At 31.0% G+C, this 22254-nt stretch carries 25 protein-coding genes; 13 read left to right on the top strand and 12 right to left on the bottom strand.

Annotation, left to right across the window (positions count from 1 at the left end):
- Window positions 1–14 precede the first annotated feature (14 nt).
- Window positions 15–968, top strand: coding sequence for a PhoH family protein (locus tag RG22_RS01720; protein WP_034045586.1), 954 nt, complete (start codon window positions 15–17; stop codon window positions 966–968).
- 346 nt (window positions 969–1314) lie between these two features.
- Window positions 1315–2262 carry a phosphoribosylaminoimidazolesuccinocarboxamide synthase gene (locus RG22_RS01715; RefSeq protein ID WP_034040327.1) on the top strand — a complete coding sequence of 316 codons (948 nt, stop codon included), beginning with the start codon at window positions 1315–1317 and terminating at the stop codon, window positions 2260–2262.
- Window positions 2263–2389: 127 nt separating this feature from the next.
- Here RG22_RS01715 and RG22_RS01710 read toward each other — a convergent pair whose 3' ends face one another.
- From RG22_RS01710 to RG22_RS01695, 4 genes are all read right to left on the bottom strand, one after another.
- Window positions 2390–2827: a GNAT family N-acetyltransferase gene (locus RG22_RS01710; protein ID WP_034040325.1), complete on the bottom strand. Its 438-nt coding sequence runs from the start codon at window positions 2825–2827 to the stop codon at window positions 2390–2392.
- Between the two features lie 56 nt (window positions 2828–2883).
- The gene (locus RG22_RS01705) at window positions 2884–3504 is read right to left on the bottom strand and encodes a hypothetical protein (protein ID WP_034040323.1); all 621 of its coding nucleotides are present in this window, start codon (window positions 3502–3504) and stop codon (window positions 2884–2886) included.
- 216 nt (window positions 3505–3720) lie between these two features.
- Complete coding sequence (locus RG22_RS01700) at window positions 3721–5169, bottom strand: glyceraldehyde-3-phosphate dehydrogenase (protein WP_034040321.1); 1449 nt, start codon at window positions 5167–5169, stop codon at window positions 3721–3723.
- Window positions 5170–5313: 144 nt separating this feature from the next.
- Window positions 5314–6711, bottom strand: a complete 1398-nt coding sequence (locus RG22_RS01695) for a trypsin-like peptidase domain-containing protein (RefSeq protein WP_034040319.1) — start codon at window positions 6709–6711, stop codon at window positions 5314–5316.
- A gap of 150 nt (window positions 6712–6861) precedes the next feature.
- Between RG22_RS01695 and dapF the strand changes: the two genes are divergently transcribed.
- The 5 genes from dapF to RG22_RS01670 all read left to right on the top strand — a co-directional run bounded on the left by dapF (window position 6862) and on the right by RG22_RS01670 (window position 10879).
- Complete coding sequence (gene dapF / locus RG22_RS01690; RefSeq protein WP_034040317.1) at window positions 6862–7632, top strand: diaminopimelate epimerase; 771 nt, start codon at window positions 6862–6864, stop codon at window positions 7630–7632.
- Window positions 7629–8153 carry a GNAT family N-acetyltransferase gene (locus RG22_RS01685; RefSeq protein ID WP_034040315.1) on the top strand — a complete coding sequence of 175 codons (525 nt, stop codon included), beginning with the start codon at window positions 7629–7631 and terminating at the stop codon, window positions 8151–8153. The genes dapF and RG22_RS01685 overlap by 4 nt, the downstream gene beginning before the upstream one ends.
- Complete coding sequence (gene mltG, locus RG22_RS01680) at window positions 8154–9197, top strand: endolytic transglycosylase MltG (RefSeq protein WP_034040313.1); 1044 nt, start codon at window positions 8154–8156, stop codon at window positions 9195–9197. It begins immediately after the preceding gene.
- Window positions 9197–10108, top strand: coding sequence for a DUF2279 domain-containing protein (locus tag RG22_RS01675; RefSeq protein ID WP_034040311.1), 912 nt, complete (start codon window positions 9197–9199; stop codon window positions 10106–10108). Before mltG ends, RG22_RS01675 begins: the two co-directional genes overlap by 1 nt.
- A gap of 111 nt (window positions 10109–10219) precedes the next feature.
- The gene (locus RG22_RS01670; protein WP_034040310.1) at window positions 10220–10879 is read left to right on the top strand and encodes a hypothetical protein; all 660 of its coding nucleotides are present in this window, start codon (window positions 10220–10222) and stop codon (window positions 10877–10879) included.
- Between the two features lie 6 nt (window positions 10880–10885).
- Here RG22_RS01670 and RG22_RS01665 read toward each other — a convergent pair whose 3' ends face one another.
- From RG22_RS01665 to dnaA, 3 genes are read right to left on the bottom strand one after another with little or no spacing between them, the layout of a single operon-like run.
- Window positions 10886–11602 (bottom strand): SAM-dependent methyltransferase, encoded by a 717-nt coding sequence (locus RG22_RS01665; RefSeq protein ID WP_034040309.1) that lies wholly within the window; start codon window positions 11600–11602, stop codon window positions 10886–10888.
- Between the two features lie 54 nt (window positions 11603–11656).
- A complete protein-coding gene (locus RG22_RS01660; RefSeq protein ID WP_034040308.1) occupies window positions 11657–12109 on the bottom strand; it encodes a low molecular weight protein-tyrosine-phosphatase in 453 nt (150 codons plus the stop codon).
- Between the two features lie 33 nt (window positions 12110–12142).
- Window positions 12143–13570 carry a chromosomal replication initiator protein DnaA gene (gene dnaA / locus RG22_RS01655; protein ID WP_034040307.1) on the bottom strand — a complete coding sequence of 476 codons (1428 nt, stop codon included), beginning with the start codon at window positions 13568–13570 and terminating at the stop codon, window positions 12143–12145.
- 186 nt (window positions 13571–13756) lie between these two features.
- On the opposite strand from dnaA, the gene RG22_RS01650 reads away from it, so the two are divergent.
- Window positions 13757–14155, top strand: a complete 399-nt coding sequence (locus tag RG22_RS01650; protein WP_034040305.1) for an acyl-CoA thioesterase — start codon at window positions 13757–13759, stop codon at window positions 14153–14155.
- Window position 14156: 1 nt separating this feature from the next.
- On the opposite strand, the gene RG22_RS01645 is transcribed toward RG22_RS01650, so the two are convergent.
- From RG22_RS01645 to RG22_RS01630, 4 genes are read right to left on the bottom strand one after another with little or no spacing between them, the layout of a single operon-like run.
- Window positions 14157–14765, bottom strand: a complete 609-nt coding sequence (locus RG22_RS01645; protein ID WP_034040303.1) for an IMPACT family protein — start codon at window positions 14763–14765, stop codon at window positions 14157–14159.
- Window positions 14758–15372: an HAD family hydrolase gene (locus RG22_RS01640; RefSeq protein ID WP_034040301.1), complete on the bottom strand. Its 615-nt coding sequence runs from the start codon at window positions 15370–15372 to the stop codon at window positions 14758–14760. The genes RG22_RS01645 and RG22_RS01640 overlap by 8 nt, the downstream gene beginning before the upstream one ends.
- Window positions 15365–16369, bottom strand: coding sequence for a bifunctional diaminohydroxyphosphoribosylaminopyrimidine deaminase/5-amino-6-(5-phosphoribosylamino)uracil reductase RibD (gene ribD, locus RG22_RS01635; RefSeq protein WP_034040299.1), 1005 nt, complete (start codon window positions 16367–16369; stop codon window positions 15365–15367). The genes RG22_RS01640 and ribD overlap by 8 nt, the downstream gene beginning before the upstream one ends.
- A gap of 2 nt (window positions 16370–16371) precedes the next feature.
- Window positions 16372–16827 carry an LEA type 2 family protein gene (locus RG22_RS01630; RefSeq protein WP_052143587.1) on the bottom strand — a complete coding sequence of 152 codons (456 nt, stop codon included), beginning with the start codon at window positions 16825–16827 and terminating at the stop codon, window positions 16372–16374.
- A gap of 53 nt (window positions 16828–16880) precedes the next feature.
- Between RG22_RS01630 and RG22_RS01625 the strand changes: the two genes are divergently transcribed.
- The 5 genes from RG22_RS01625 to RG22_RS01605 all read left to right on the top strand — a co-directional run bounded on the left by RG22_RS01625 (window position 16881) and on the right by RG22_RS01605 (window position 22025).
- Window positions 16881–17372 carry a GNAT family N-acetyltransferase gene (locus RG22_RS01625; RefSeq protein WP_034040297.1) on the top strand — a complete coding sequence of 164 codons (492 nt, stop codon included), beginning with the start codon at window positions 16881–16883 and terminating at the stop codon, window positions 17370–17372.
- Window positions 17373–17423: 51 nt separating this feature from the next.
- On the top strand, window positions 17424–18314 hold the full coding sequence (prmC, locus tag RG22_RS01620; protein WP_034040294.1) for a peptide chain release factor N(5)-glutamine methyltransferase: 891 nt from the start codon (window positions 17424–17426) through the stop codon (window positions 18312–18314).
- A gap of 61 nt (window positions 18315–18375) precedes the next feature.
- Window positions 18376–20370 carry an NAD-dependent DNA ligase LigA gene (ligA, locus tag RG22_RS01615; protein ID WP_034040292.1) on the top strand — a complete coding sequence of 665 codons (1995 nt, stop codon included), beginning with the start codon at window positions 18376–18378 and terminating at the stop codon, window positions 20368–20370.
- 86 nt (window positions 20371–20456) lie between these two features.
- Entirely contained in the window at window positions 20457–21176 is a 720-nt protein-coding gene (locus RG22_RS01610; protein ID WP_034040289.1) for a hypothetical protein, read from the top strand.
- Window positions 21177–21317: 141 nt separating this feature from the next.
- Window positions 21318–22025, top strand: coding sequence for a hypothetical protein (locus RG22_RS01605; RefSeq protein WP_034040287.1), 708 nt, complete (start codon window positions 21318–21320; stop codon window positions 22023–22025).
- Window positions 22026–22028: 3 nt separating this feature from the next.
- Here the strand turns inward: RG22_RS01605 and RG22_RS18060 are convergent, their stop codons facing one another.
- Window positions 22029–22172 (bottom strand): hypothetical protein, encoded by a 144-nt coding sequence (locus RG22_RS18060; protein WP_244462102.1) that lies wholly within the window; start codon window positions 22170–22172, stop codon window positions 22029–22031.
- Window positions 22173–22254: the final 82 nt, after the last annotated feature.

Genomic DNA, 22254 nt, shown 5'->3' with positions numbered 1-22254 from the left:
TTAAACATACGCCTTTGAACGAAATTGTAATCGAACTTGAAGACATTACTCCAAAAGAATTTTTTGGAGCACAAAATGCCAATATTGAACTCCTAAAAAAATATTTTCCAAAACTTAAAATTGTTGCTCGAGGTAATAAGGTTAAAGCTTTTGGCGATGAGGAATTGTTAGAAGAGTTTGACCGTAGAATTACTATGCTCTTAAAACATTTTGCTAAATATAATAAGCTAGATGAAAATGTTATTGAGCGTGTTTTAACAAGCCAAAGTAGCGATGATTATACAACTTCAAAGCAAAGTGGAGAAGTTATTGTACACGGTGTTGGTGGCAAGCTTATAAAAGCACAAACTGCTAACCAACGTAAACTGGTTGAAAGCATGCGAAAAAACGATATGGTTTTCGCTATTGGTCCAGCCGGAACAGGTAAAACGTATACAGGAGTGGCATTGGCGGTTCAAGCTTTAAAAAACAAAGAAGTTAAGCGTATTATTTTAACACGACCTGCGGTTGAAGCTGGCGAGAATTTAGGATTTTTACCAGGCGATTTAAAAGAAAAATTAGACCCTTATATGCAGCCATTATATGATGCATTGCGTGATATGATTGCGCCAGAAAAGCTAGCACATTATATTGAAAACGGTACCATTCAAATAGCGCCATTGGCATTTATGCGTGGACGTACTTTAGATCATGCCTTTGTAATTTTAGACGAAGGGCAAAACACCACGCACGCACAAATGAAAATGTTTTTAACCCGTATGGGAAAGCACGCTAAATTTTTATTAACAGGCGATCCTGGTCAAATAGATTTACCACGCAGAACCATTTCTGGTTTAAAAGAAGCTTTGTTAATTTTAAAAAATGTAGAGGGCGTAGGTATGATATTTTTAGACGATAAAGATGTAATTCGTCATAAATTAGTTAAAAAAGTAATAGAAGCCTATAAAAGTATTGAGAATAGAGAATAGTTAGTTTGCAGTTTGCAGTCAAATCAAAACTAAATGACACACTGAACGCAGTCTAAACGTATTAAAAAATAAAAATAATTTGAAGCTATTCCCGCTTTCCGCTATATCTTTTTTGCTTTTAATAACAAAAAAGGATGCCGCATCAATCGGGGCTAAACATAAAGATGAAGGTCATTGCGAATCATATTTTTTGTGGGATATGGCAATCTAAAAAAAATGAGATTACCACGTCGCAAAAAACTCCTCGTAATGATGCATAACAATAATAGAAACTAAATGTCACACTGAGCGCAGTCGAAGTGTCTCATAACAAAAAACAAATTAACTCATAAACGAATAAGCAATAATGAGTAACACCATAACCGACACCAATTTCAACTTTCCAAATCAAAAAAGTGTTTACAAAGGAAAAGTAAGAGAAGTATATAATATAAACGACGAACAATTAGTAATGGTTGCTACCGACAGACTATCAGCGTTTGATGTCGTGATGCCAAAAGGTATTCCATTCAAAGGGCAAATATTAAATCAAATCGCGACCAAAATGATGGTGGCTACAGAAGATTTAGTACCCAATTGGTTAACCGCCACACCTGACCCTAATGTAGCTGTGGGGCATTTATGCGACCCTTTTAAAGTGGAGATGGTAATTCGTGGTTATATGTCTGGTCATGCAGCACGCGAGTATAAAGCTGGTAAGCGTATGCTTTGTGGTGTGCCTATGCCAGAAGGTATAAAAGAAAACGATGCATTTCCAGAACCAATAATTACACCTGCTACCAAAGCAGAAATGGGAGACCATGATGAAGATATCTCTCGCGAGGATATTTTAAAACGTGATATTGTTTCAGAAGAAGATTATTTGGTTTTAGAAGATTACACGCATAAATTATTTAAAAGAGGAAGTGAAATTGCGGCGTCGAGAGGTTTAATTTTAGTGGATACCAAATACGAATTCGGAAAAACAAAAGACGGACAAATTGTTTTAATTGACGAAATACACACACCAGATTCCTCACGTTATTTTTATGCTGATGGTTATCAAGAACGTCAAGATAGAGGAGAAGCGCAAAAACAACTCTCAAAAGAATTTGTACGCCAATGGTTAATAGCCAATAATTTTCAAGGTTTAGAAGGTCAAACCGTACCTGAAATGAGTGATGAGTATATTGAAACCGTTAGCGCACGATATATTGAATTGTATGAAAACATTACGAACGAAACCTTTGTAAAAGCAGATGTGTCGAATATTCAAGAGCGTATTGAAAGGAATGTTTTGACGTATTTAAAATAGAATAAATGCTTTTTTGGAGGTTCGTTTAACGACTTAATATGAAATCGTTTTTAATGTGTTATTTCAGATGGTAAAACGAAACTATAATTTTTTTCTGATAAAGTAAAGAGAGTAATTGTCAGATATTTTAAGCATTCGTCCAAAAAAACATCAAATCCATGTCCTTTATAAAACCTTCGCGTTGGTACAAATGTTGTGCAGGATTGGTGTTTTCGGTTTGAATGATTAGACCTTTATACTGTTTCTCTTTACAAAGTACTTTGGCTTTATTAATTAAAGCAGTGCCAATACTTTTACTTCGATAGTTTGCATCAATATATAAATCATTTAATACATACATGGGTTTCATTGATACAGATGAAAGTAAAACATATAATTGTGTAAAACCTACTGCAACATCATCAATATATGCTATATAAATTACAGAATCTTGTTTGGTAAGGCGATCTTTTAGAAATATTTTCACAGCTTCTTTATTAGATTTTTGTCTATAAAAAACACGGTATGCATCAAAAAGAGGGACTAAATCGTCAAGGTGTTTTAAAGTGGCTTGTGTAATATTCATATCAAAAAAAAATCTGTAATGTGAAATTACAGATTTTTTAGTTTTAAAAGAATCAATTATATTCCTTTTTGTTTATTAATTTCATCTTGCAATTGTCGTCTTACCTTTTGCTCACGTTCTAAAGCTGTTCTTCGGTGCTCGTCAAACTCTTCTTCAATTTCTTCAAGTCCCTTTTTAGCATCACGCGTTATAGCATTACTGTTTTTAAATTTGTAAATGAACAAAATTAGTAAAGCTAATAAACCAGCAATAATAGTCCACATAAGTACATTATAACTTGCTTTACTCATCTGCATACCTAGTAGCGACATACTGTCCTTTTCTAAATTTGTAGAATCTAGTGTAGATTTTGTGCTGTCTAATTTAATTTTTAAATCATTAATTTCTTTTTGCTGAGCTTCAACAGTGTTTTTTGAGTTATCTAATTTTGTCTTTAGTGTGTTTAAAGAATCAATAGTGTGTGCTCTTAAAGTTAGAATCATACTGCGTTTAACGGCTTCGTATGCTTGTCCGTTTGTACCTTTAAAATTACCAGATTTTTTAAGAACATACTCAAACTGATTATCAATAGTGCCATCATTTAAAGATAAATTGTCTTCTGGATTGGTTTGAGAAAAGCTGGTTATTGAACTTATTAAAAAAAAGATGATAAGGGAAGCTTGCTTAATAGAATTCATTTACAATTGGTTTAAAATGGTTGTATTTGGATTTACGAAGTTATAAAATATTGTTTACTAATACAGTTATATTTAAGAAAAAGCCTCACAAAGTGAGGCTGATTTATATACGATTGAAATTTTAATTTAGATTTTCATTCAAAAATTAAATTTTAGATCTCCTTTTCAAGGAGATTAATTCAATCACACATTTTGCTAAGGCAAAATACTATTTCATTAATAATATGTATAACGTCTAACTTTGGCAATATATTTTGCTAATCGTATAACTTGATGGCTGTAACCATACTCGTTATCGTACCACACATATAGCACTACATTTTTACCATCGGTACGTACAATAGTAGCTTTGCTATCATAAATTGAAGGCGCAGAGCTACCAATAATATCACTAGAAACAAGTTCATCACTTAATTCGTATTTAATTTGCTCAACTAAATCACCTTCTAAAGCATATTTCTTTAAAATAGTATTAATACCGTTTAAAGAAGTTGCATTTTTTATTTCTAAATTTAAAATAGCTAATGAACCATTTGGAACAGGAACACGAATAGCGTTTGATGTTAATTTACCTTCTAAACTTGGTAATGCTTTTGCTACGGCACTTCCGGCACCAGTTTCTGTAATAACCATGTTCAAACCTGCTGCACGACCACGACGGTATTTGCTATGAAAATTATCAACTAAATTCTGATCGTTAGTATAGGCATGAATGGTTTCTAAATGACCACTTAAAACACCAAAAGAATCTTCCATAGCTTTTAAAATAGGCGTAATGGCATTTGTTGTACAGGACGCTGCTGAAAAAATATTGACTTTATCGGGGTCGTTTTCTAAATGATTAACACCATAAACTATATTTGGTACGCCTTTTCCTGGTGCGGTAAGTAATACTTTATCTGCGCCTTTAGATTTTAAATGTCTGCTTAAAGCTTCTTTGTCTCTAAAAGCACCAGTATTATCGATTACTAAAGCATTGTTAATGCCATATTTAGTATAATCAATGTCTTCTGGAGCATTTGCCGAAATAATATTTACAGTAGTTCCATTAATTATTAAAGCATTCTTTTTAGCATCAATAGAAACGGTCCCTGGAAAATCACCGTGAACTGAATCGTTGCGTAATAAAGAAGCTCTTTTTTCTAAGATAGTTTCATCAATTTTACCACGAGTAACTATAGCCCTTAGACGTAATTGACTTCCTTTTCCAGTACGCGTCATTAGCTCACGAGCAACTAAACGACCAATGCGACCAAAGCCATAAAGAACTACATCTTTAGGTGTAATATCGCCATTCTTGCTAGCATCTTTTAATTTACTAGCAACAAAGGCAGTGGCATTGCTATGCTTATTATCATCTAAATGAAACTCATAGGTTAACTTACCAAGGTCAAGCTTTGCAGGTGGGATATCAAGTGCTTTAATGGCTTGCGCGATTTCTACCGAATCAAAAATTGAAATCGGTTTTTGCACAAATTTACCAGCATATTCATGAAGGTTTAAAATCTGACTTACATTTCTATCAATTAATTGATTTCTAAAAATTACCAATTCGATAGACTTGTCGTACCAAAGGTCGCTAACAATTTTGATAAACTCTACGGTTGCTCTTCGGCGATCTGCTTGAAAAGCTAATTCTTTCTCATAAGTTTTACTAAAAGGCATTGCTTAAAATGTTTAGTTTGTTATTTAAAATTTTGGCAAAAGTACTATATTTCAAACGTTTTCGTAGCGTATTGGTGCAAAAAAATATACCTCTTTAATTTTACTTAAAGAGGTATATAAATTACACTAGAGTTTTTACTATGTTTATCTAAAATTATAACGTTCTTTTTCGCCTTTCGCGTTTATAAGTTCTATTCTTAAATATTCAGAACGTGACTGAGTTTTCAGAATATTTTGAACATCTTCAACAGAGTTTACTTTAATATCGTTAATAGCTGTAATAATATTTCCAGCTTCAACACCATTATTATTCCAATAATCTGCATATTTATTATCTAATGAAATTATTTTAACACCATTAGAAACTTTAAACTTTTTTAAATCTTTTGGTTTAGCATTTTTAATCTCACCAACAAGGGGTAATGTGTAAGTTTCATTTTTAAATAAAGTTACAGGAACTGTTTCTAACGTTCCGTTTCTATAAATGGTAAGGTTTACAACGTCTTCAGGACGTTTAGTGCCTATGTGACCAGTTAAATCTGAGAATTTAGAAATCTTTATGTTATCAATTTCTTTAATAATATCTCCTTTTTTAAGACCAGCTATATCTGCTCCCGAGTCTTCAACTACACTATCAATGTATATACCTTCGGTGTCATTAATACCGAGTTCTTCAGAGAATTTACTATTTAAAGTTCCGCCTTTTATACCAAGAATACCATTTTGTACATTACCATATTCCATAATATCCTCAACTACTTTACGAGCAATATTACTTGGTACAGCAAATGAATACCCAATATAAGAACCCGTTTGAGAAGAAATAGCGGTGTTAATGCCAACAAGCTCACCGTTAGTATTTACAAGTGCACCACCAGAGTTACCTGGATTTACTGCAGCATCAGTTTGAATGAAAGATTGTCCACCTGTTAAATCTCTAGATTTTGCACTAATAATACCAGCAGTAACTGTAGATGTTAAATTAAAAGGATTTCCAACGGCTAAAACCCACTCGCCAATTTTTGCTTGGTCTGAATCGCCAAAAGTTACAAATGGTAAATCTTCATCAGCATCAATCTTTAAAAGAGCAATATCTGTTTTTGGGTCAGTTCCAATCAATTCAGCTTCATAAGTTTTATTATTGTTTAAAGTGACTGATAATTCATGTGCATTTTTAATTACATGATTGTTGGTAATAATATAACCATCAGCATTAATAATAACACCAGAACCTGTGCCTAATTGTTTATGTTGAGGGTTTCTTCCAAAAAACAAATCTTGCATAGTCATTTGACCGCTACTAATTGAAACATTTTTTACGTGCACAACCGCATTTACAGTATTTTCAGCAGCTGTGACAAAATTAGCAGATTCTTCTGCATTATATAAATTACTTGCATTACTGGTTGGTAAAAATGTTGGTGTGGTATTGCTTGAAGCCACAACAACATTTTGTTCTGGTTCTAAAAATAGTTTGTAAGCACTAAGGGTTAAAATGCCACCTAATGCCGAAACTAATACTAGTGTTAAAATCTTTTTCATGTTCTTCAGTTTTAAGTTTTATTTATTAACGATTAAAATTAAATATTTATTAAATGTTTAAATCAATTTTAACGATTTTTAACGTGTGTTTTAACGGCTATTTAACAATCAAAAAACCGATTTAATATTTATATATTTGTTTCTTAAATTATGCAACAAGCTTTTTACAAATATCAAGGAACAGGAAACGATTTTGTGATGATTGATAATCGTCAGCAAACATTCGACAAAAACAATACCAAACGCATTACTTTTTTATGCGACAGACGTTTTGGCATAGGTTCAGACGGACTTATTCTGTTAGAGAATCATGATGCTTTAGACTTTGAAATGATTTATTTTAATGCAGATGGAAGTCAAAGTTTTTGTGGTAATGGAGGACGGTGCGCAGTTGCTTTTGCAAAACAATTGGGGATTATTGATGGTGATACAACTTTTCTGGCTATTGACGGTAAGCATTATGCTAGCATTAACAATGGCATTGTAAAACTACAAATGCAAAATGTGGATACTGTTCAAAAACATGAGAACCATGTTTTTTTAAATACAGGATCTCCACATCATGTTCAATTTGAAGAAAATTTAGAAAATTTTGATATTGAAACTAAAGGCGCTAAAATACGTTACGACGCACCTTACCATGAAGCTGGAAGTAATGTAAATTTTGTTAAAAAACTTTCTGATGCAGTTTTTAAAGTAAGAACTTACGAGCGAGGCGTAGAAGATGAAACCTTATCTTGCGGAACTGGTGTTACAGCAGTTGCTTTAGCGATGCATTATATAGGAGAAACAGAAAAAAGCTTGATTACTTTACAAACTCAAGGAGGCGATTTGCAAGTAAGTTTTAATATTGAAAGCGGTATTTATAGTAACGTTTGGTTAATTGGACCTGCGAAATTAGTTTATCAAGGAAATATATGATAACTCTAAAAGGTAAAAATACATACTTACGTGCTTTAGAACCTGAAGATTTAGAGTTTATTCATGCTATAGAAAACGACGAATTGGTTTGGGAAATTAGTAATACACAAACACCATATTCAAAATTTTTAATAAAGCAATATTTAGAACATTCTCAGAAAGATATTTTTGAAGTCAAACAATTGCGTTTAGTTATTTCGAGTTATAAAGAAGAACCTTTAGGTTTGATAGATGTTTTCGATTTCGATTTTAAAAACAGTAGAGCTGGAGTGGGTATTCTAATTAAAGCTGAAACCGATAGAAAAAAAGGTTACGGCAGTGAGGCTTTACAATTATTAATAAAATATAGTTTCACACATTTAGGATTGCACCAATTATATTGCAATATTTCTGAAGAAAACGAAACTAGTATCAAACTTTTCAAAACACAAGGGTTTGAAAAAGTGGGATTAAAAAAAGAGTGGAACCACGTAAATGGTTCTTATAAAAACGAATATTTATTTCAGCTTATAAACAATTAAATGTATATCAAAAAAATTCTCTTAGCTATTGTACTTATTGGATTAGCTGTTGCTGCTTTCTTCGCTTACTATGTGTATAGCACTATGTTTAGTCCAAATACAGCATTTAATAACGATACGGCTTATGTTTATGTGAAATCTACCGATACTTATAATGATGTACGCGAACAACTAATGCCACTTCTTAAGGATATAGATAAGTTTGATGCTTTGGCTGAACAAAAAAAATACGTCAGTAATATTAAAGCAGGTCGTTATGCTATTGAAAAGGATATGAGTAATAACGATATTATTAATTCTATTCGAAGTAATAACTTACCTATAAAAGTCTCTTTTAATAATCAAGAAACGCTTGAAAAATTAGCAGGTCGTGTGGCTTCGCAAATTGAAGCGGATAGTATCTCGCTTTTAAATGCAATGAAAAACAAGAATTTTTTAAATGAAAATAATTTTAAAGAAGAAACTGCTTTAGGTATGTACATTCCCAATAGTTATGAGTTTTTCTGGAATACTTCGGCTGAAAAGTTTACCAATCGCATGTTAAAAGAGTATAACCGTTTTTGGAACGATTCAAGAAAAGCAAAAGCAAAAGTTATTAATTTATCTGAAGATGAAGTTATTGCTCTAGCATCAATTGTGCAAAAAGAAACTGCAAAAGTTGATGAAAGACCGCGTGTAGCCGGTGTTTATGTCAACAGATTAAAAAAGAGGATGCCTTTGCAAGCAGACCCTACAGTTATTTATGCGTTAAAGAAAAAAACAGGAGACTTTGAGCAAGTTATCAAACGTGTGCTATATAAAGATTTAGAAATAGATTCACCATACAATACATACAAATATGCAGGTTTACCACCAGGGTTAATTGCAATGCCAGATGTATCATCAATTGATGCGGTTTTAAACTATGAAAAGCACAACTACTATTATTTTGTAGTAAATGTTGAAAATTTTGGCTATCATAAATTCGCAAAAACTCTAGCGCAGCATAACCGAAATAAACAAGAGTATATTCGTTGGATAAATAATAAAGGTATAAGAAGATAGTGGTGTTTAAACAACTCAAATACCTATCTATTCTTGTTCTAATATCATCATTTTCTTTTTCGCAAACTAAATTCGATTCTTTTTTAGCACCAAGCGATACATTAAATAAATCCAGAAGAAACGCTGCAGTTATTATCGAAGCTTCTTTGGCTAGTGTTACATTAATTGGATTAAATCAATTATGGTACTCAGATTATAAACGTTCTAAATTTCATACCATCAATGATAATAATGAGTGGTTGCAAATGGATAAAATGGGGCATGTATTTACATCGTACCAAGTTGGTAAGTTTGGAGCACAGGTTTTAAATTGGAGTGGCGTTAGTAAAAAAAATCAATTAATTTATGGCGCAACTTTAGGATTTGGATTTCTAACAACTGTCGAAATTTTAGATGGATTTTCGCAAGAATGGGGTTTTTCTTGGGGTGATATTGCCTCAAATGCTGTTGGTACAGGTTTATATGTTGGACAAGAATTACTTTGGAACGAGCAACGCATCCATTTAAAATTTTCTTTTCATCAAACAAAATACGCTTTGCAATCACCAGATAAGTTAGGTGAACATTTTTTAGAGCAAGTTTTAAAGGATTATAACGGACAAAGCTATTGGCTTAGTGCTAATTTACATGCTTTTTTTAAAGAGAATAAAATCCCTAAATGGCTAAATATAGCCTTAGGTTATAGTGCTGATGGGATGTTGCAAGGCATTAAAGATGTTGACAATAGCTTGTTAACAAATAAAAACAGACAGCGTCAATTCTATTTAAGTTTTGATGTAAATTTGAGTAAAATTAGGACAAACTCACGTTTTTTGAAATCTGTTTTTAATATTTTTAATGTCATTAAGGTGCCATTTCCAGCTATAGAATTCAATAAAAATGGCTGTGTGTTTCATCTATTGTACTACTAAAAATAACACATAAACGAGTAATTTTGAATTAATTAAAAAAAAGCCTAATTTTGCACGCTCAAATTTTCAAGTGTAGTTTAAATAAAAATACACTGAAGAAATTTAAAAATTATGAGAAAAAGTATTGCAAGTTACTTAACCCTAACACTTACAATATGTATTCTATTGTATAGTTCGTTTTCATCTGATGAGACGATTGATTTAGGCAAGTATTCAACTGAAGGTTTAGTTTTAGACTACACCGTAGGTTTAGATACTAATATCAAAGATGATCTTTTAGCTTTAACTGATGCAAACAAATCATTTTCTCCTTATTTAGGAAAATCATTTGTTGGTTTTAAAGAAGCTTTAGCTTTTAAAGAATCTGGAGGCGATTACTTTTCTGTAAACACATTTGGGTATTTAGGTAAATATCAATTTGGTGCTTCTACATTAAAAATGATTGGAATTAATAATCCCACAAATTTTTTAAAAAATCCAGCACTTCAAGAAAAAGCGTTTGTAGCTAATGCAGCGCGTAACAAATGGATTTTGCGCCGTGATATAAAAAATTTTGTTGGAAAACACATTAATGGTATTGTGGTGACGGAATCTGGTATTTTAGCTGCTGCACATTTGGCTGGACCAGGTAGCGTTAAAAAATATTTAAGAAGTTACGGTCTAGATAATTTTGCTGATGGTTACGGAACAACAATAGAGTATTATATGAAACGTTTTTCTGGATACGACACTTCTTTTGTGAAACCAAATAGAAAAGCTAAGGCAATATAGTTATTATTAGCTTTTATGAATAATAAATATGGTTGGTCTTTTATGTAAGTCAACCATATTTTTTTTCCATTTATTTGCTGTTTGTGTTTTAATAAACTCGGTAGGTAAAGTTATATCGCAAGCCACACATACATCGGTATTATTTTCTAATACACTACTTAAATCTTCAATCATTTTATTGTTTCTATATGGTGTCTCAATAAAAATTTGTGACTGGTTATGCTCAAAAGATAAACGTTCTAAGCGTTTTATTTCCTTTTTTCTTTCATCTTTATCAATGGGTAAATAACCGTTAAAAGTAAAATTTTGGCCATTCATACCAGAGCTCATCATAGCCATTAAAATAGATGATGGTCCAACTAAAGGAATTACTTTTATGTTTTTTTGATGTGCCAATTTTACAATATCTGCTCCTGGATCAGCAACACCTGGGCAACCAGCTTCAGATAAAAGGCCAACATTTACACCATTAAAACAAGGTTCTAAAAATTCAGGAAGCTCACTTAAATCTGTAAACTTGTTTAAATGAAACATTTTTAAAGTAGCTTGTGATTTTCCAGAACTAATCTTTTTTATAAATCGCCGTGCTGTTTTCTCGTTTTCAACAATGTAGGTATTAACTTCTTCAACTACTTTTTTAACAGATATAGGGAGTACCTCTAAAGGAGCATTGTCTCCTAATGTTGTTGGTATAAGGTATAAATTGCCAATTGAAGAATTCATAAATTGTTTTCGAAAATAATTAGTGTATAAAAATACTAAATATTATAGCTGGAGTTAACTTAATTTTTCTGCAATTCTATCACAGGCTTCATCGAGCATTTTGTATACATTTTCAAAACCTTCGTCACCACCGTAATAAGGATCTGGAACATTGTAGTCTTGATTTGGATAAACTTCATTTAAAATAAACTTAACTTTAGCAATATCTTTATCGTCTCTAGCTAGAGCAATTACATTTTTAAAGTTAGATTCATCCATAACATAAATCAAATCAAAAGCATCAAAATCTAATACACTAAATTGGCGTCCTTTTAAACCAGAAATATTTAAGCCATACTTTTTTGCGACAGCTATAGAGCGTGAATCTGGCGCATTACCAATATGATAATTTGCAGTTCCCGCAGAATCTACTAAAAATGTATCATTAGGAAGTTTAGAACGCATAATGCCTTCAGCCAAAGGAGAACGACAAATATTGCCTAGACAAACCATGAGGATTTTAGTCATATATAATGTTCCGCGAAAGCGTTAATTTTTAAATTAAACCGAAAGTTTTTTTGTAATGTCTTCAACATATTTTCTGAATTGTTTATCAGTTGAAGATAAGTTGTCTACTGTTTTACAAGCATGTAATACTGTAGCATGATCGCGTTTTCCTATTTGAGAACCAATGCTAGCTAAAGAAGCTTTTGTGAATTTTTTAGCAAAAAACATAGCGAGTTGTCTTGCTTGCACAATATGGCGTTTTCTGGTTTTCGATTGAAGTGTGTCAACATCCATTTGGAAATAATCTGACACAATTTTCTGTATATAATCAATTGACACTTCGCGTTTTGTATTCTTAACAAATTTCTCGACAATTTGTTTTGCAAGCTCAATAGTAATTTCTTTTTTATTGAATGAAGATTGTGCAATTAAAGAAATAATGGCACCTTCTAATTCTCTAACGTTTGTTTTAATATTTTTTGCAACATACTCAATAATATCATCTGGCATTTCAACACCATCTCTATAGAGTTTGTTTTTTAGTATAGAAACTCTAGTTTCAAAATCTGGATTTTGTAATTCAGCAGAAAGCCCCCATTTAAAACGAGATAATAAGCGTTGTTCAATATCCTGCATATCAACAGGTGCTTTATCACTTGTTAATATAACTTGTTTTCCGTTTTGATGTAAATGATTAAATATATGGAAGAATACATCTTGAGTTCCAGACTTCCCAGACAAGAATTGGACATCGTCAATAATTAAAACATCTATAATTTGATAAAAATGAATAAAATCATTTCTATTATTTTTCTTTACAGAGTCTATATATTGTTGCGTAAACTTTTCAGCAGAAATATATAAAACTGTTTTTTCTGGATATTTGTCTTTAATATCAACACCAATAGCATGTGCTAAATGTGTTTTACCTAACCCAACACCACCAAAAATAAGTAAAGGATTAAAAGAAGTACCACCTGGTTTTGCAGCAACTGCTAATCCTGCGCTTCTTGCTAAACGATTAGAATCACCTTCTAAAAAGTTTTCAAAACTATAGTTAGGATTAAGTTGAGATTCTATTTTTACATTTCTAATTCCAGGAATTACAAACGGGTTGCGTAATTCTGGACTCTTATTGTTTAAAGGAATATCAACATCTTGAGCTTTGACCGAGCTTCTGTTAGCACTTGGTATTCTTTCGGTAAAAGGCTGTTTATTACCATACGTGTTTTCCATTTTAATTATGTAAACAAGTTTGGCTTTTTCGCCTAATTCTTTTGTTAATGATACTTTTAGAATTTTCACATAATGTTCTTCAAGCCATTCGTAAAAGAATTTACTAGGCACTTGAATGCTTAAAGCATTATCAGTAAGTTTAACTGCTTTTATTGGTTCAAACCAAGTTTTGTAAGCTTGCGGTTGGATGTTATCCTTTATGAATTCAAGACAATTATTCCATACCGATTGCGCAGTTATACTCATTTTTAAATTTTGTAGTTTTTGTTAGTTAGCTGTTAAATGAAAAATTGATATTTTCATTTCCCTCTTGGTTTGGCAAATATGTGAACAAAATTCTTAAAAAAAAAATGAATTACTATTGAATTTTCAGAAATTTTTCCCCATGTTTAAGCTCTAGCCGAAACTACAAAAAAATATTTAATAATCCCTATGAAATTCGACAAAATACAAATAAGAGTGAGATATGGTGAAACAGACCAAATGGGAGTGGTATATCATGGCAATTATGCGTTATATCTTGAAATGGGACGTATTGAGTGGTTGCGTAAACTAGGAGTTTCATATAAGATTATGGAAGAAAACGGGATTATGTTGCCAGTAGTTTCTTTAAGTATAAACTATAAAAAATCAGCCTGTTATGATGATGTAATTAATGTAAAAACTCAACTAAAAAAGAAGCCAACTGCAAAAATTGAATTTGAGTATGAAATTACTAATGAAAAAGACGAAATTTTAACTACTGCTGAAACAACTTTAGTGTTTATTGATACGAAAACGAATAGACCAATTAGAGCTCCAGAGTATATCTTGGAGGCAATTAAGCTGTAATTTAAAGTTGTTTTACGACAATTTCGAATAAGCGATCGAAAATTTCAAAAATTTGGTTAGCTTCTTTTTTTCTTACCGATATTGTGATTTGGCAATTCATTTCTAATTTTTGATTGGTAATATTTAAGTTTTTCTCTTTAATAATACGCATTACGGTATTCATGTTTTTATAATCGAATGTAATAAGGTAATCTATATTAATTGTTTTTTCTAAAATTTTAGAAGCCTCCAAGGTTAATTGTGCGGTGGTTTTGTAAGCATTAATTAAACCGCCAACGCCCAATTTAACACCACCAAAATAGCGCACCACTACAATTAAAATATTGGTAACATCAAAGGATTGTATTTGCCCGTAAATGGGCATACCTGCCGAATTATTGGGTTCGCCATCGTCGTTTGCCCGATAGCTTATATTTTCTGTTCCAATTTGGTAAGCGTAGCACCAATGTCTTGCAGCATGGTGTTCTTTTTTTAATTTATTTATATGAAGTTTTACATCATCCTCTGTAGTAATGGGGTAGGCATAACCAAAAAACTTACTATTTTTATCTTTAAATAAAATAGCATTAGTGGACGTTTTAATAGTTTTGTAAGTATCTTTTTCAGTCAAATAAATGGTTTTTAGTATTGAAAAGATTTACTACATCTTCGGTATTTGGATCGATATGCCATGTTTTAAAGCCTAAATATTTAGCAGTGTTTATATTGTCTTTATTGTCATCAATAAACAAACATGCGTTGGCTTTTAAGTTGTTTTCGTTTAAAACAAATTCAAAAATATTATTATTCGGTTTTACAAGATGAACTTCATGTGATAGATAATAAGCATCAAAATAGTTTTTAAAAGCTTCGTAAAACGATATGTTTTCTTTAATCCAATTTATATGAAGCGCGTTTGTGTTACTTAAAAGAATGAGTTTGTATTTGTTTTCTTTTTTTAGATTTTGAAGGAATTCTAAACGATGTTTCGGAAAATCTTTTAACATAAAATTCCAAACTTCAATTAAATCTTCTTTTGAAAGTTTCGGAAAATTTTCAGTGTAAAATTCAAGAAATTCATCGGTTGAAATTAATCCTTGTTCATATAAACTATTAAAAGCTGTCATCTCATCTGAAAGTGATTCAATATTAAATGTTTCAAGGGCGTGTTGTAAAGCATCTTCTATATCTAAATTAATGAATACGTTGCCAAAATCGAAGATGATGGTTTTAACCATTTTTATATGTTTTAAGTGTGTCGTTAATTATAGCTTCTTCTGAAATTAATTTACCTGAGAATGTAGGTGATTTAATCCCATTTTTAAATTGAACAGTTCCAATAAATACGCGTGCTTCATCCCAAATATTTTCATCTATAAAAGTTTGCAGTGTTTTGGAGCCGCCTTCAATAATTATTGAGTTTATGTTTTTTTGAAACAAGACATCGCAAATTTGCTTAGCTACGTTTTTTAAAAAATCAATAGTACTTATGTTAACAACTATCGTTTCAGCTTCATTATTAAAAGCCACATAATCTTTTGATAGCTTATTATCTTTGTCAATAATAACTCTTATTGGGTTTTGCCCAATCCAATCTCTTGTAGTTAAACTCGGATTATCTTGAGTAACGGTATTTGTTCCCACTAAAATAGCCTGTTCTTCGGCGCGCCATTTGTGTACTAGTTGCCTAGAATAGGCATTAGTAATCCAAACAGGTTTTTGTTCGTTTTTTGTTTTTGGTGCTATAAAACCATCGGCGGTTTCTGCCCATTTTAAAATAATATAAGGGCGTTTTTTGTTGTGAAACGTAAAAAAGCGTTTATGGTGATTTTTACATTCGTTTTCTAAAACACCAACCGTAACATTGCAGCCAGCGTTTTTAAGTTTTTCGATACCTTTTCCTGCTACCTTTTCATTGTCATCAACACAACCAATAACCACATTAGGGATTTGATGTTTAATAATTAAATCGCTACAAGGTGGTGTTTTACCAAAATGCGAACAAGGTTCTAAAGTCACATAAAGTGTAGCTTCTTTTAAAAGGGATTTATTAACAACAGAGTTTATGGCATTAACTTCGGCATGATTTCCGCCATATTTGCTGGTGTAACCTTCGCCAATAACATTGTTATTATGTACAATAACACTACCAACCATGGGGTTTGGTCTGGTTGTTCCTAATCCGTTTTTAGCAATTTCTAAACAGCGTTTTATGTATATTCCGTGGTTTGTCAATGTTATAATTTAATATTTACATTTTCAGTTTTATCAATATTATAAGTGTATGAAAATCCTAAAACTTTATATATTAAATCACCTTTATATTGCACTTTAAGTTTCTTACTAAACAAGCTACCTATTAATCCGCCAAGGTTTTTATTGCTAAAAATACTATCGGTAGGAATATTGGCTTTTAAAGGAATAGAGAATTCTTTTTTGGCAGGAACTTTAAAGCTTTCGGTTGAAACGGTTGCCATTTCATTATCATTCACAAATACTTTTATTTCATCTGTTTTTAATTCACCTCCAATATCATTCGGGTTTAAAAATAAAGCATCAGCAGTAAATGTGATATATTTAGAAGTCGATTCTATAACCTCTATATTTTCAACATTTAAAAATAGAGGCTTTTCTTTAACCGAACAGCTTAAAAAAACAGAAAATATTGTTGATAAAATAATCAAAGGTTTCATTCGGTTATTTTTATATTTAAGTATCTTCACATGCATAAAATTACTGTTTTAAAGTGAGTAAAGATACTATAGTTATTCGAGAAATTAAGCCAGAAGATAACGCGCAAATTGAAGCTATTATAAGAGCTTGTTTCCATGAATTTAAAATCCCGTTAGAAGGCACAGCATTTGCAGATAATGAAACACCAAGGATGTATGAATCGTATCAAAATTCCAACGACGTTTACTATGTTATTGATGATAATGGCACTATATTAGGTGGTGGAGGTATTAAACCTTTAAAGGGTTTTGAAGCTGATGTTTGTGAAATTCAAAAAATGTATTTTTCGCCAAAAGTACGTGGAAAAGGTTACGGTAAATTAATGTTTGAAAGGTGTATGCAAGCGGCTAAAGCGTTTGGTTATAAGCAGTGTTATTTAGAATCGGCGTCGCAACTTAAAACGGCAATACATATATACGAAACCAATGGATTTAAACATTTAAAAGGTGCTTTAGGTAACACAGGACACTATTCTTGTGGTGTATGGATGATTAAAGATATTTGATTTTTAATATTCAGTTTGCAGTAGCAGTATTCAATAAAATAAGAGATTAATTTGAAATTAAAAGATATACAAAAAACGTTTCATTTAGAATTAGATGCTATTTATGGAAAAGAAGAAGTAGATAGTTTCTTTTTTATGTTGATTGATTCGTTTTATAAAATTTCAAGATTAAAATTGGCCATAGAGCCTAATTTTGAAATTGAAAATAAGGAAGCAATTTTGAATGCTTTAAAAGTTTTAAAAAAAGAAGAGCCCATACAATATATTATAGGTGAAACCGAATTTTACGGATTGCCTTTTAAAGTAGATAAAGATGTTTTAATACCACGACCAGAAACTGAAGAGTTAGTGGAATGGGTTATTAATGAGTTTAAAAACGAAGTTCAAATTTGTCACACTGAGCGCAGTCGAAGTACAGAAATAAATATTTTAGACATTGGCACAGGCAGTGGTTGTATTGCTATTTCGTTAGCTAAAAGCTTACCAAACGCTAAAGTTTATGCTTTGGATGTTAGTAAAAAAGCATTACAAATTGCAAAGCAAAATGCTGAATTAAATAATGTGAAAATTGAATGTATTGAAGCAGATATATTAACGTGCTGTGATGCTGAACTTGTTTCAGCATCTCACAAGTTTGACATTATTGTGTCTAATCCTCCATATGTTCGTGAGCAAGAAAAGAGGCAAATAAAAAGTAATGTTTTAAATAACGAACCACATTTGGCATTGTTTGTAAAAGATGAAAATCCGTTATTATTTTACAACGCTATTTCAGATTTTGCAACTCATAAATTGAATGATAAAGGAAGATTGTTTTTTGAAATTAATGAATACCTTGGCAACGATATGATTCGATTATTAAAAGAGAAGCAGTTTAAAAATATAGAGTTAAAACAAGACATCTTTAAAAAAGATAGGATGATAAAAGGTGGTAAAATTTAGTTTGCAGTTTTCAGTTTCAGTAAGCAGTTAAAAAAATATTAGTGAATTAGTGGCAAAAAAAATGAATATAAAACAACATATACAAAATCTACGTAACGAATTACGCGAACACAACTACAATTACTATGTGCTTGATAATCCAGCAATTTCAGATTACGATTTCGATATAAAACTAAAAGAACTTCAAGAACTCGAAGCTAAATATCCGGAATTTTTCGATGCCAATTCACCAACCCAACGCGTTGGGGGGGAAGTGACCAAAAATTTTGAAACTATTGCGCACGAGCATCGTATGTATTCGTTGGATAATTCGTATTCAAAAGAAGACTTACAAGATTGGGAAATCCGAATTAAAAAGTTAGTAGATGGTGGTATTCAATATACTTGCGAGCTAAAATATGATGGTGCATCCATAAGTTTAACTTACGAAAACGGACTATTAGTTAAAGCAGTAACCCGAGGTGACGGATTTCAAGGTGATAATGTTACAGCAAATGTAAAAACCATAAAATCGGTACCACTGCAACTAAAAGGTGATTATCCACCAAAATTTGATATTCGAGGTGAAATCGTTTTACCTTTTGATGGGTTTAATAAAATGAACGAAGAGCGTATTGAATTAGGAGAAGAACCATACAGAAATCCACGAAATACTGCATCGGGGAGTTTAAAATTACAAGATAGTGCAGAAGTTGCAAAGCGACCATTAGAATGTTTGTTATACAATTTAACGGGGTCTAATTTAGGAATTCAAACCCAATTTGAAAGTTTAGTAAAAGCAAGAGAATGGGGATTTAAAGTCCCAGATACAGCAAAACTTGCAAGTTCCATTGATGAAGTTTTTGAATTTATAAATTATTGGAATGTGCATCGACACGATTTGCCTTATGAAACCGATGGTGTTGTGGTTAAAGTAAATAATTTACAACAGCAAGAAGAATTGGGTCATACGGCAAAAGCACCGCGATGGGCAATGGCATATAAGTTTAAAGCAGAACAAGTTTCAACTCAATTAAATAGTATTACTTATCAAGTTGGTAGAACTGGAGCGATAACACCTGTTGCTAATTTAGAACCTGTAGAGTTGGCTGGCACAACAGTAAAACGTGCGTCTTTACATAATGCAGATCAAATAGAAAAATTAGATATTAGGGTAGGTGATGAGGTGTTTGTTGAAAAAGGCGGCGAGATTATCCCGAAAATTATTGCTGTAGATTTTACGAAGCGTAAACCAGATGCTGGACCAACACAATATATTACGCATTGCCCAGAATGTAACACATTATTAGAGCGATTAGAAGGCGAAGCTAAACATTTTTGTCCAAATTACAATGGTTGTAACCCGCAAATTATTGGACGTATTCAGCATTATATTTCTAGAAAAGCCATGGATATTGATGGTTTAGGTGGCGAAACCGTAGCGCTTCTAGTTAATGAAGGTTTAATTAATAACTATTCTGATTTATATGAATTAACAAAAGAACAAGTAATGCCTTTAGAACGAATGGCAGAAAAAAGTGCTGAAAACTTAGTAGCAGGTATTGAAGCTTCAAAACAAATTCCTTTTGAGCGCGTGTTGTTTGCTTTGGGTATTCGGTTTGTTGGTGAAACTGTAGCTAAAAAATTAGCAAAGCATTATAAAAGCATTGATGCCATTGCTATTGCTTCAGAAGAAGATTTGGTAAATGTAGATGAAATAGGTATTAAAATTGCACAAAGTGTTACAGCGTTTTTTAAAGATGAGAAAAATGTTTTAATTTTAAATAGATTAAAACAATTTGGAGTTCAGTTAGAAATATCTGCCAATCAACTTATCGGTCAAACTAATATTTTAAAAGGACAATCTATTGTTGTAACTGGTGTTTTTGAATCGATAAGTAGAAATGATTTAAAAAAACTAATCGAAGACAATGGGGGTAAGATAAGTAGTTCTATTTCTTCGAAAACAAGTTATATTATTGCTGGAGCAAATATGGGACCTAGTAAAAAAGACAAGGCAGAAAACTTAAATATCAGCATAATAAACGAACATGAATTCTTACAAAAATTAAATTAAAATAATTATTTTATCGATTAAATGTAATTTTTATCGCTTAATTGTAAAAAAATTATATATTTGTACTTTAATCGTAAATTGCTGTTATGTACAAGTCGAAAGTCTTGATTGGTTTAATTGTATTTGCTTACATTCTCTTTGTTGTTTTTCAATTTAGCGGGGATGAGGTAATGGCATCAAGTTTTAGTTCAATAACATTTCCTTTAATTGGTTTGCTTTATTTTGTTTCTGTAAAACCAAAAACTGTATTTTTTAGTTTGTTTTTGATATTTTATGCTTTGTCCGAGTTGCTATTTTTTGCTATAGATTTTATACCATATTTATACTTTTATTACATAGGTAATATTTTAAGTATGTTGTCTTATGCTTTTCTTTTATTTGAAATATGTAAGTCTGTTTGTGGTTTTCATGTCTTAAAAAATTACAAAATACATGTTTTAGTGCTAACTGGTTTAAACATCTATATAGCATATATTTTACAAGAAGCCATAAGTCCTTATTTGGAATTAACAAATGAATACATTATAGAAATTACATATAATGTTACTATGCTTTTATTATTATCAGTATCACTTTTAAACTATTTTTATAAAGGTAACAAAAAATCTTTATTCTACTTTTTCGGAGCTTTATGTATTGTTTTCAGTGAGGTAATTAATGTTGCTTATTTATATGTTGCTCACCAAAATGCACTAAATTTTATTTCAGTTTCTTTATTTCTTTTAGCATTTTATTTTTTATACCAACAGTCTAAGTTGGAGAATTTAAAAGTAGAAGAAATTGAAATATCTACAAATGTTAATTAGTTATCAATTGGGGTAACTTAATTAGGGGTAACTTTAAACTTCAATCTAAAATAATTTACTGAGCATTTATTTGCTAGATTATGATACTTTTAATAAGATATTTTCACTAAGTTTGTATGGTAATTTTTACAATTATTGTTTATGATCTTTTCAAAAGCCTTAATTGGTTTTATAAGTTTAATTTATATCTTATTTGTCGGTTTTGAATTTTTTGGAGACGATTCTGTTGCATTACAAATAAGTGTATTAATTATACCCCTTGTAGCGTTGCTTTATTTTATTTCTGTTGAGAAGAAAACACTATTTTTTAGTCTGTTTTTGATATGTTACTCCATTCCCGAATTAATATTATTTATAAAAGATGAAGTTGCCTATGAAACGTACTATTATCTTTGTAATACATTATCTGTATTAGCTTATGTATTTTTATTGATAGAAATCTATAAATCTATAAATTTTAAAGAGGTTTTAAAAAGGTTTAAAACACAAGTAATAGTACTCTCTTTTTTAAGTTTGTATATGGGTTATGTTTTATTTAAAATTATTTCTCCTTTTTTAAGAATATCAATGGAATATTTTTTAGAAATTACATACAATATTTTGATTCTCTTAGTTTTATCAATTTCGCTTTTAAATTATTTTTATAAAGATGATAAAAAATCATTATTCTTGTTTCTAGGTGTTTTATGTATAGTTTTTAGCGAAGTAATTAATGTTGCTTATTTATATATTGCTAACGAAAATGCGCTTAATTTTATGCTAGTTTCTTTGTTTCTTTTAGCGTTTTACTTCTTGTACCAACAATCTAAACTTGAAGATGAAGTAGATGAAGAATTAGCAATTAAATAATAATCATATCTTCTTATTAGCTATAGGAATATCTTTTTGGTACAGATAAAGAATTATAGATGCTAGTATAAATGTAATAATTGCTGTAAAAAACAAAATACCTCCATCATTATTTACTTCAATTCCAAGCTTTGTTAAATGTGTCATTATTGCACCTCCAATAATTCCAGTAGTTAAAATTGCGCCAATCCAGGCTGTTTTTTGAATAAGAATTAAAACACCAGCAATA

This window comes from Wocania ichthyoenteri Th78 (assembly GCF_000789235.1).
Lineage (GTDB): Bacteria > Bacteroidota > Bacteroidia > Flavobacteriales > Flavobacteriaceae > Wocania_A > Wocania_A ichthyoenteri.
Note: the sequence above shows the minus strand (reverse complement) of the source record. Positions and strands in the feature narration are given on the sequence as shown.

What these genes read in the sequence shown, in the direction of transcription:
- RG22_RS01715 (WP_034040327.1), top strand. Translation starts at nt 1,315, where the DNA reads ATGAGTAACACCATAACCGACACCAATTTCAACTTTCCAAATCAAAAA.
- RG22_RS01710 (WP_034040325.1), bottom strand. Translation starts at nt 2,827, where the DNA reads ATGAATATTACACAAGCCACTTTAAAACACCTTGACGATTTAGTCCCT.
- RG22_RS01705 (WP_034040323.1), bottom strand. Translation starts at nt 3,504, where the DNA reads ATGAATTCTATTAAGCAAGCTTCCCTTATCATCTTTTTTTTAATAAGT.
- RG22_RS01700 (WP_034040321.1), bottom strand. Translation starts at nt 5,169, where the DNA reads ATGCCTTTTAGTAAAACTTATGAGAAAGAATTAGCTTTTCAAGCAGAT.
- RG22_RS01695 (WP_034040319.1), bottom strand. Translation starts at nt 6,711, where the DNA reads ATGAAAAAGATTTTAACACTAGTATTAGTTTCGGCATTAGGTGGCATT.
- dapF (WP_034040317.1), top strand. Translation starts at nt 6,862, where the DNA reads ATGCAACAAGCTTTTTACAAATATCAAGGAACAGGAAACGATTTTGTG.
- RG22_RS01685 (WP_034040315.1), top strand. Translation starts at nt 7,629, where the DNA reads ATGATAACTCTAAAAGGTAAAAATACATACTTACGTGCTTTAGAACCT.
- mltG (WP_034040313.1), top strand. Translation starts at nt 8,154, where the DNA reads ATGTATATCAAAAAAATTCTCTTAGCTATTGTACTTATTGGATTAGCT.
- RG22_RS01670 (WP_034040310.1), top strand. Translation starts at nt 10,220, where the DNA reads ATGAGAAAAAGTATTGCAAGTTACTTAACCCTAACACTTACAATATGT.
- RG22_RS01665 (WP_034040309.1), bottom strand. Translation starts at nt 11,602, where the DNA reads ATGAATTCTTCAATTGGCAATTTATACCTTATACCAACAACATTAGGA.
- RG22_RS01660 (WP_034040308.1), bottom strand. Translation starts at nt 12,109, where the DNA reads ATGACTAAAATCCTCATGGTTTGTCTAGGCAATATTTGTCGTTCTCCT.
- dnaA (WP_034040307.1), bottom strand. Translation starts at nt 13,570, where the DNA reads ATGAGTATAACTGCGCAATCGGTATGGAATAATTGTCTTGAATTCATA.
- RG22_RS01650 (WP_034040305.1), top strand. Translation starts at nt 13,757, where the DNA reads ATGAAATTCGACAAAATACAAATAAGAGTGAGATATGGTGAAACAGAC.
- RG22_RS01640 (WP_034040301.1), bottom strand. Translation starts at nt 15,372, where the DNA reads ATGGTTAAAACCATCATCTTCGATTTTGGCAACGTATTCATTAATTTA.
- RG22_RS01630 (WP_052143587.1), bottom strand. Translation starts at nt 16,827, where the DNA reads ATGAAACCTTTGATTATTTTATCAACAATATTTTCTGTTTTTTTAAGC.
- ligA (WP_034040292.1), top strand. Translation starts at nt 18,376, where the DNA reads ATGAATATAAAACAACATATACAAAATCTACGTAACGAATTACGCGAA.
- RG22_RS01610 (WP_034040289.1), top strand. Translation starts at nt 20,457, where the DNA reads ATGTACAAGTCGAAAGTCTTGATTGGTTTAATTGTATTTGCTTACATT.
- RG22_RS01605 (WP_034040287.1), top strand. Translation starts at nt 21,318, where the DNA reads ATGATCTTTTCAAAAGCCTTAATTGGTTTTATAAGTTTAATTTATATC.
- RG22_RS18060 (WP_244462102.1), bottom strand. Translation starts at nt 22,172, where the DNA reads ATGACACATTTAACAAAGCTTGGAATTGAAGTAAATAATGATGGAGGT.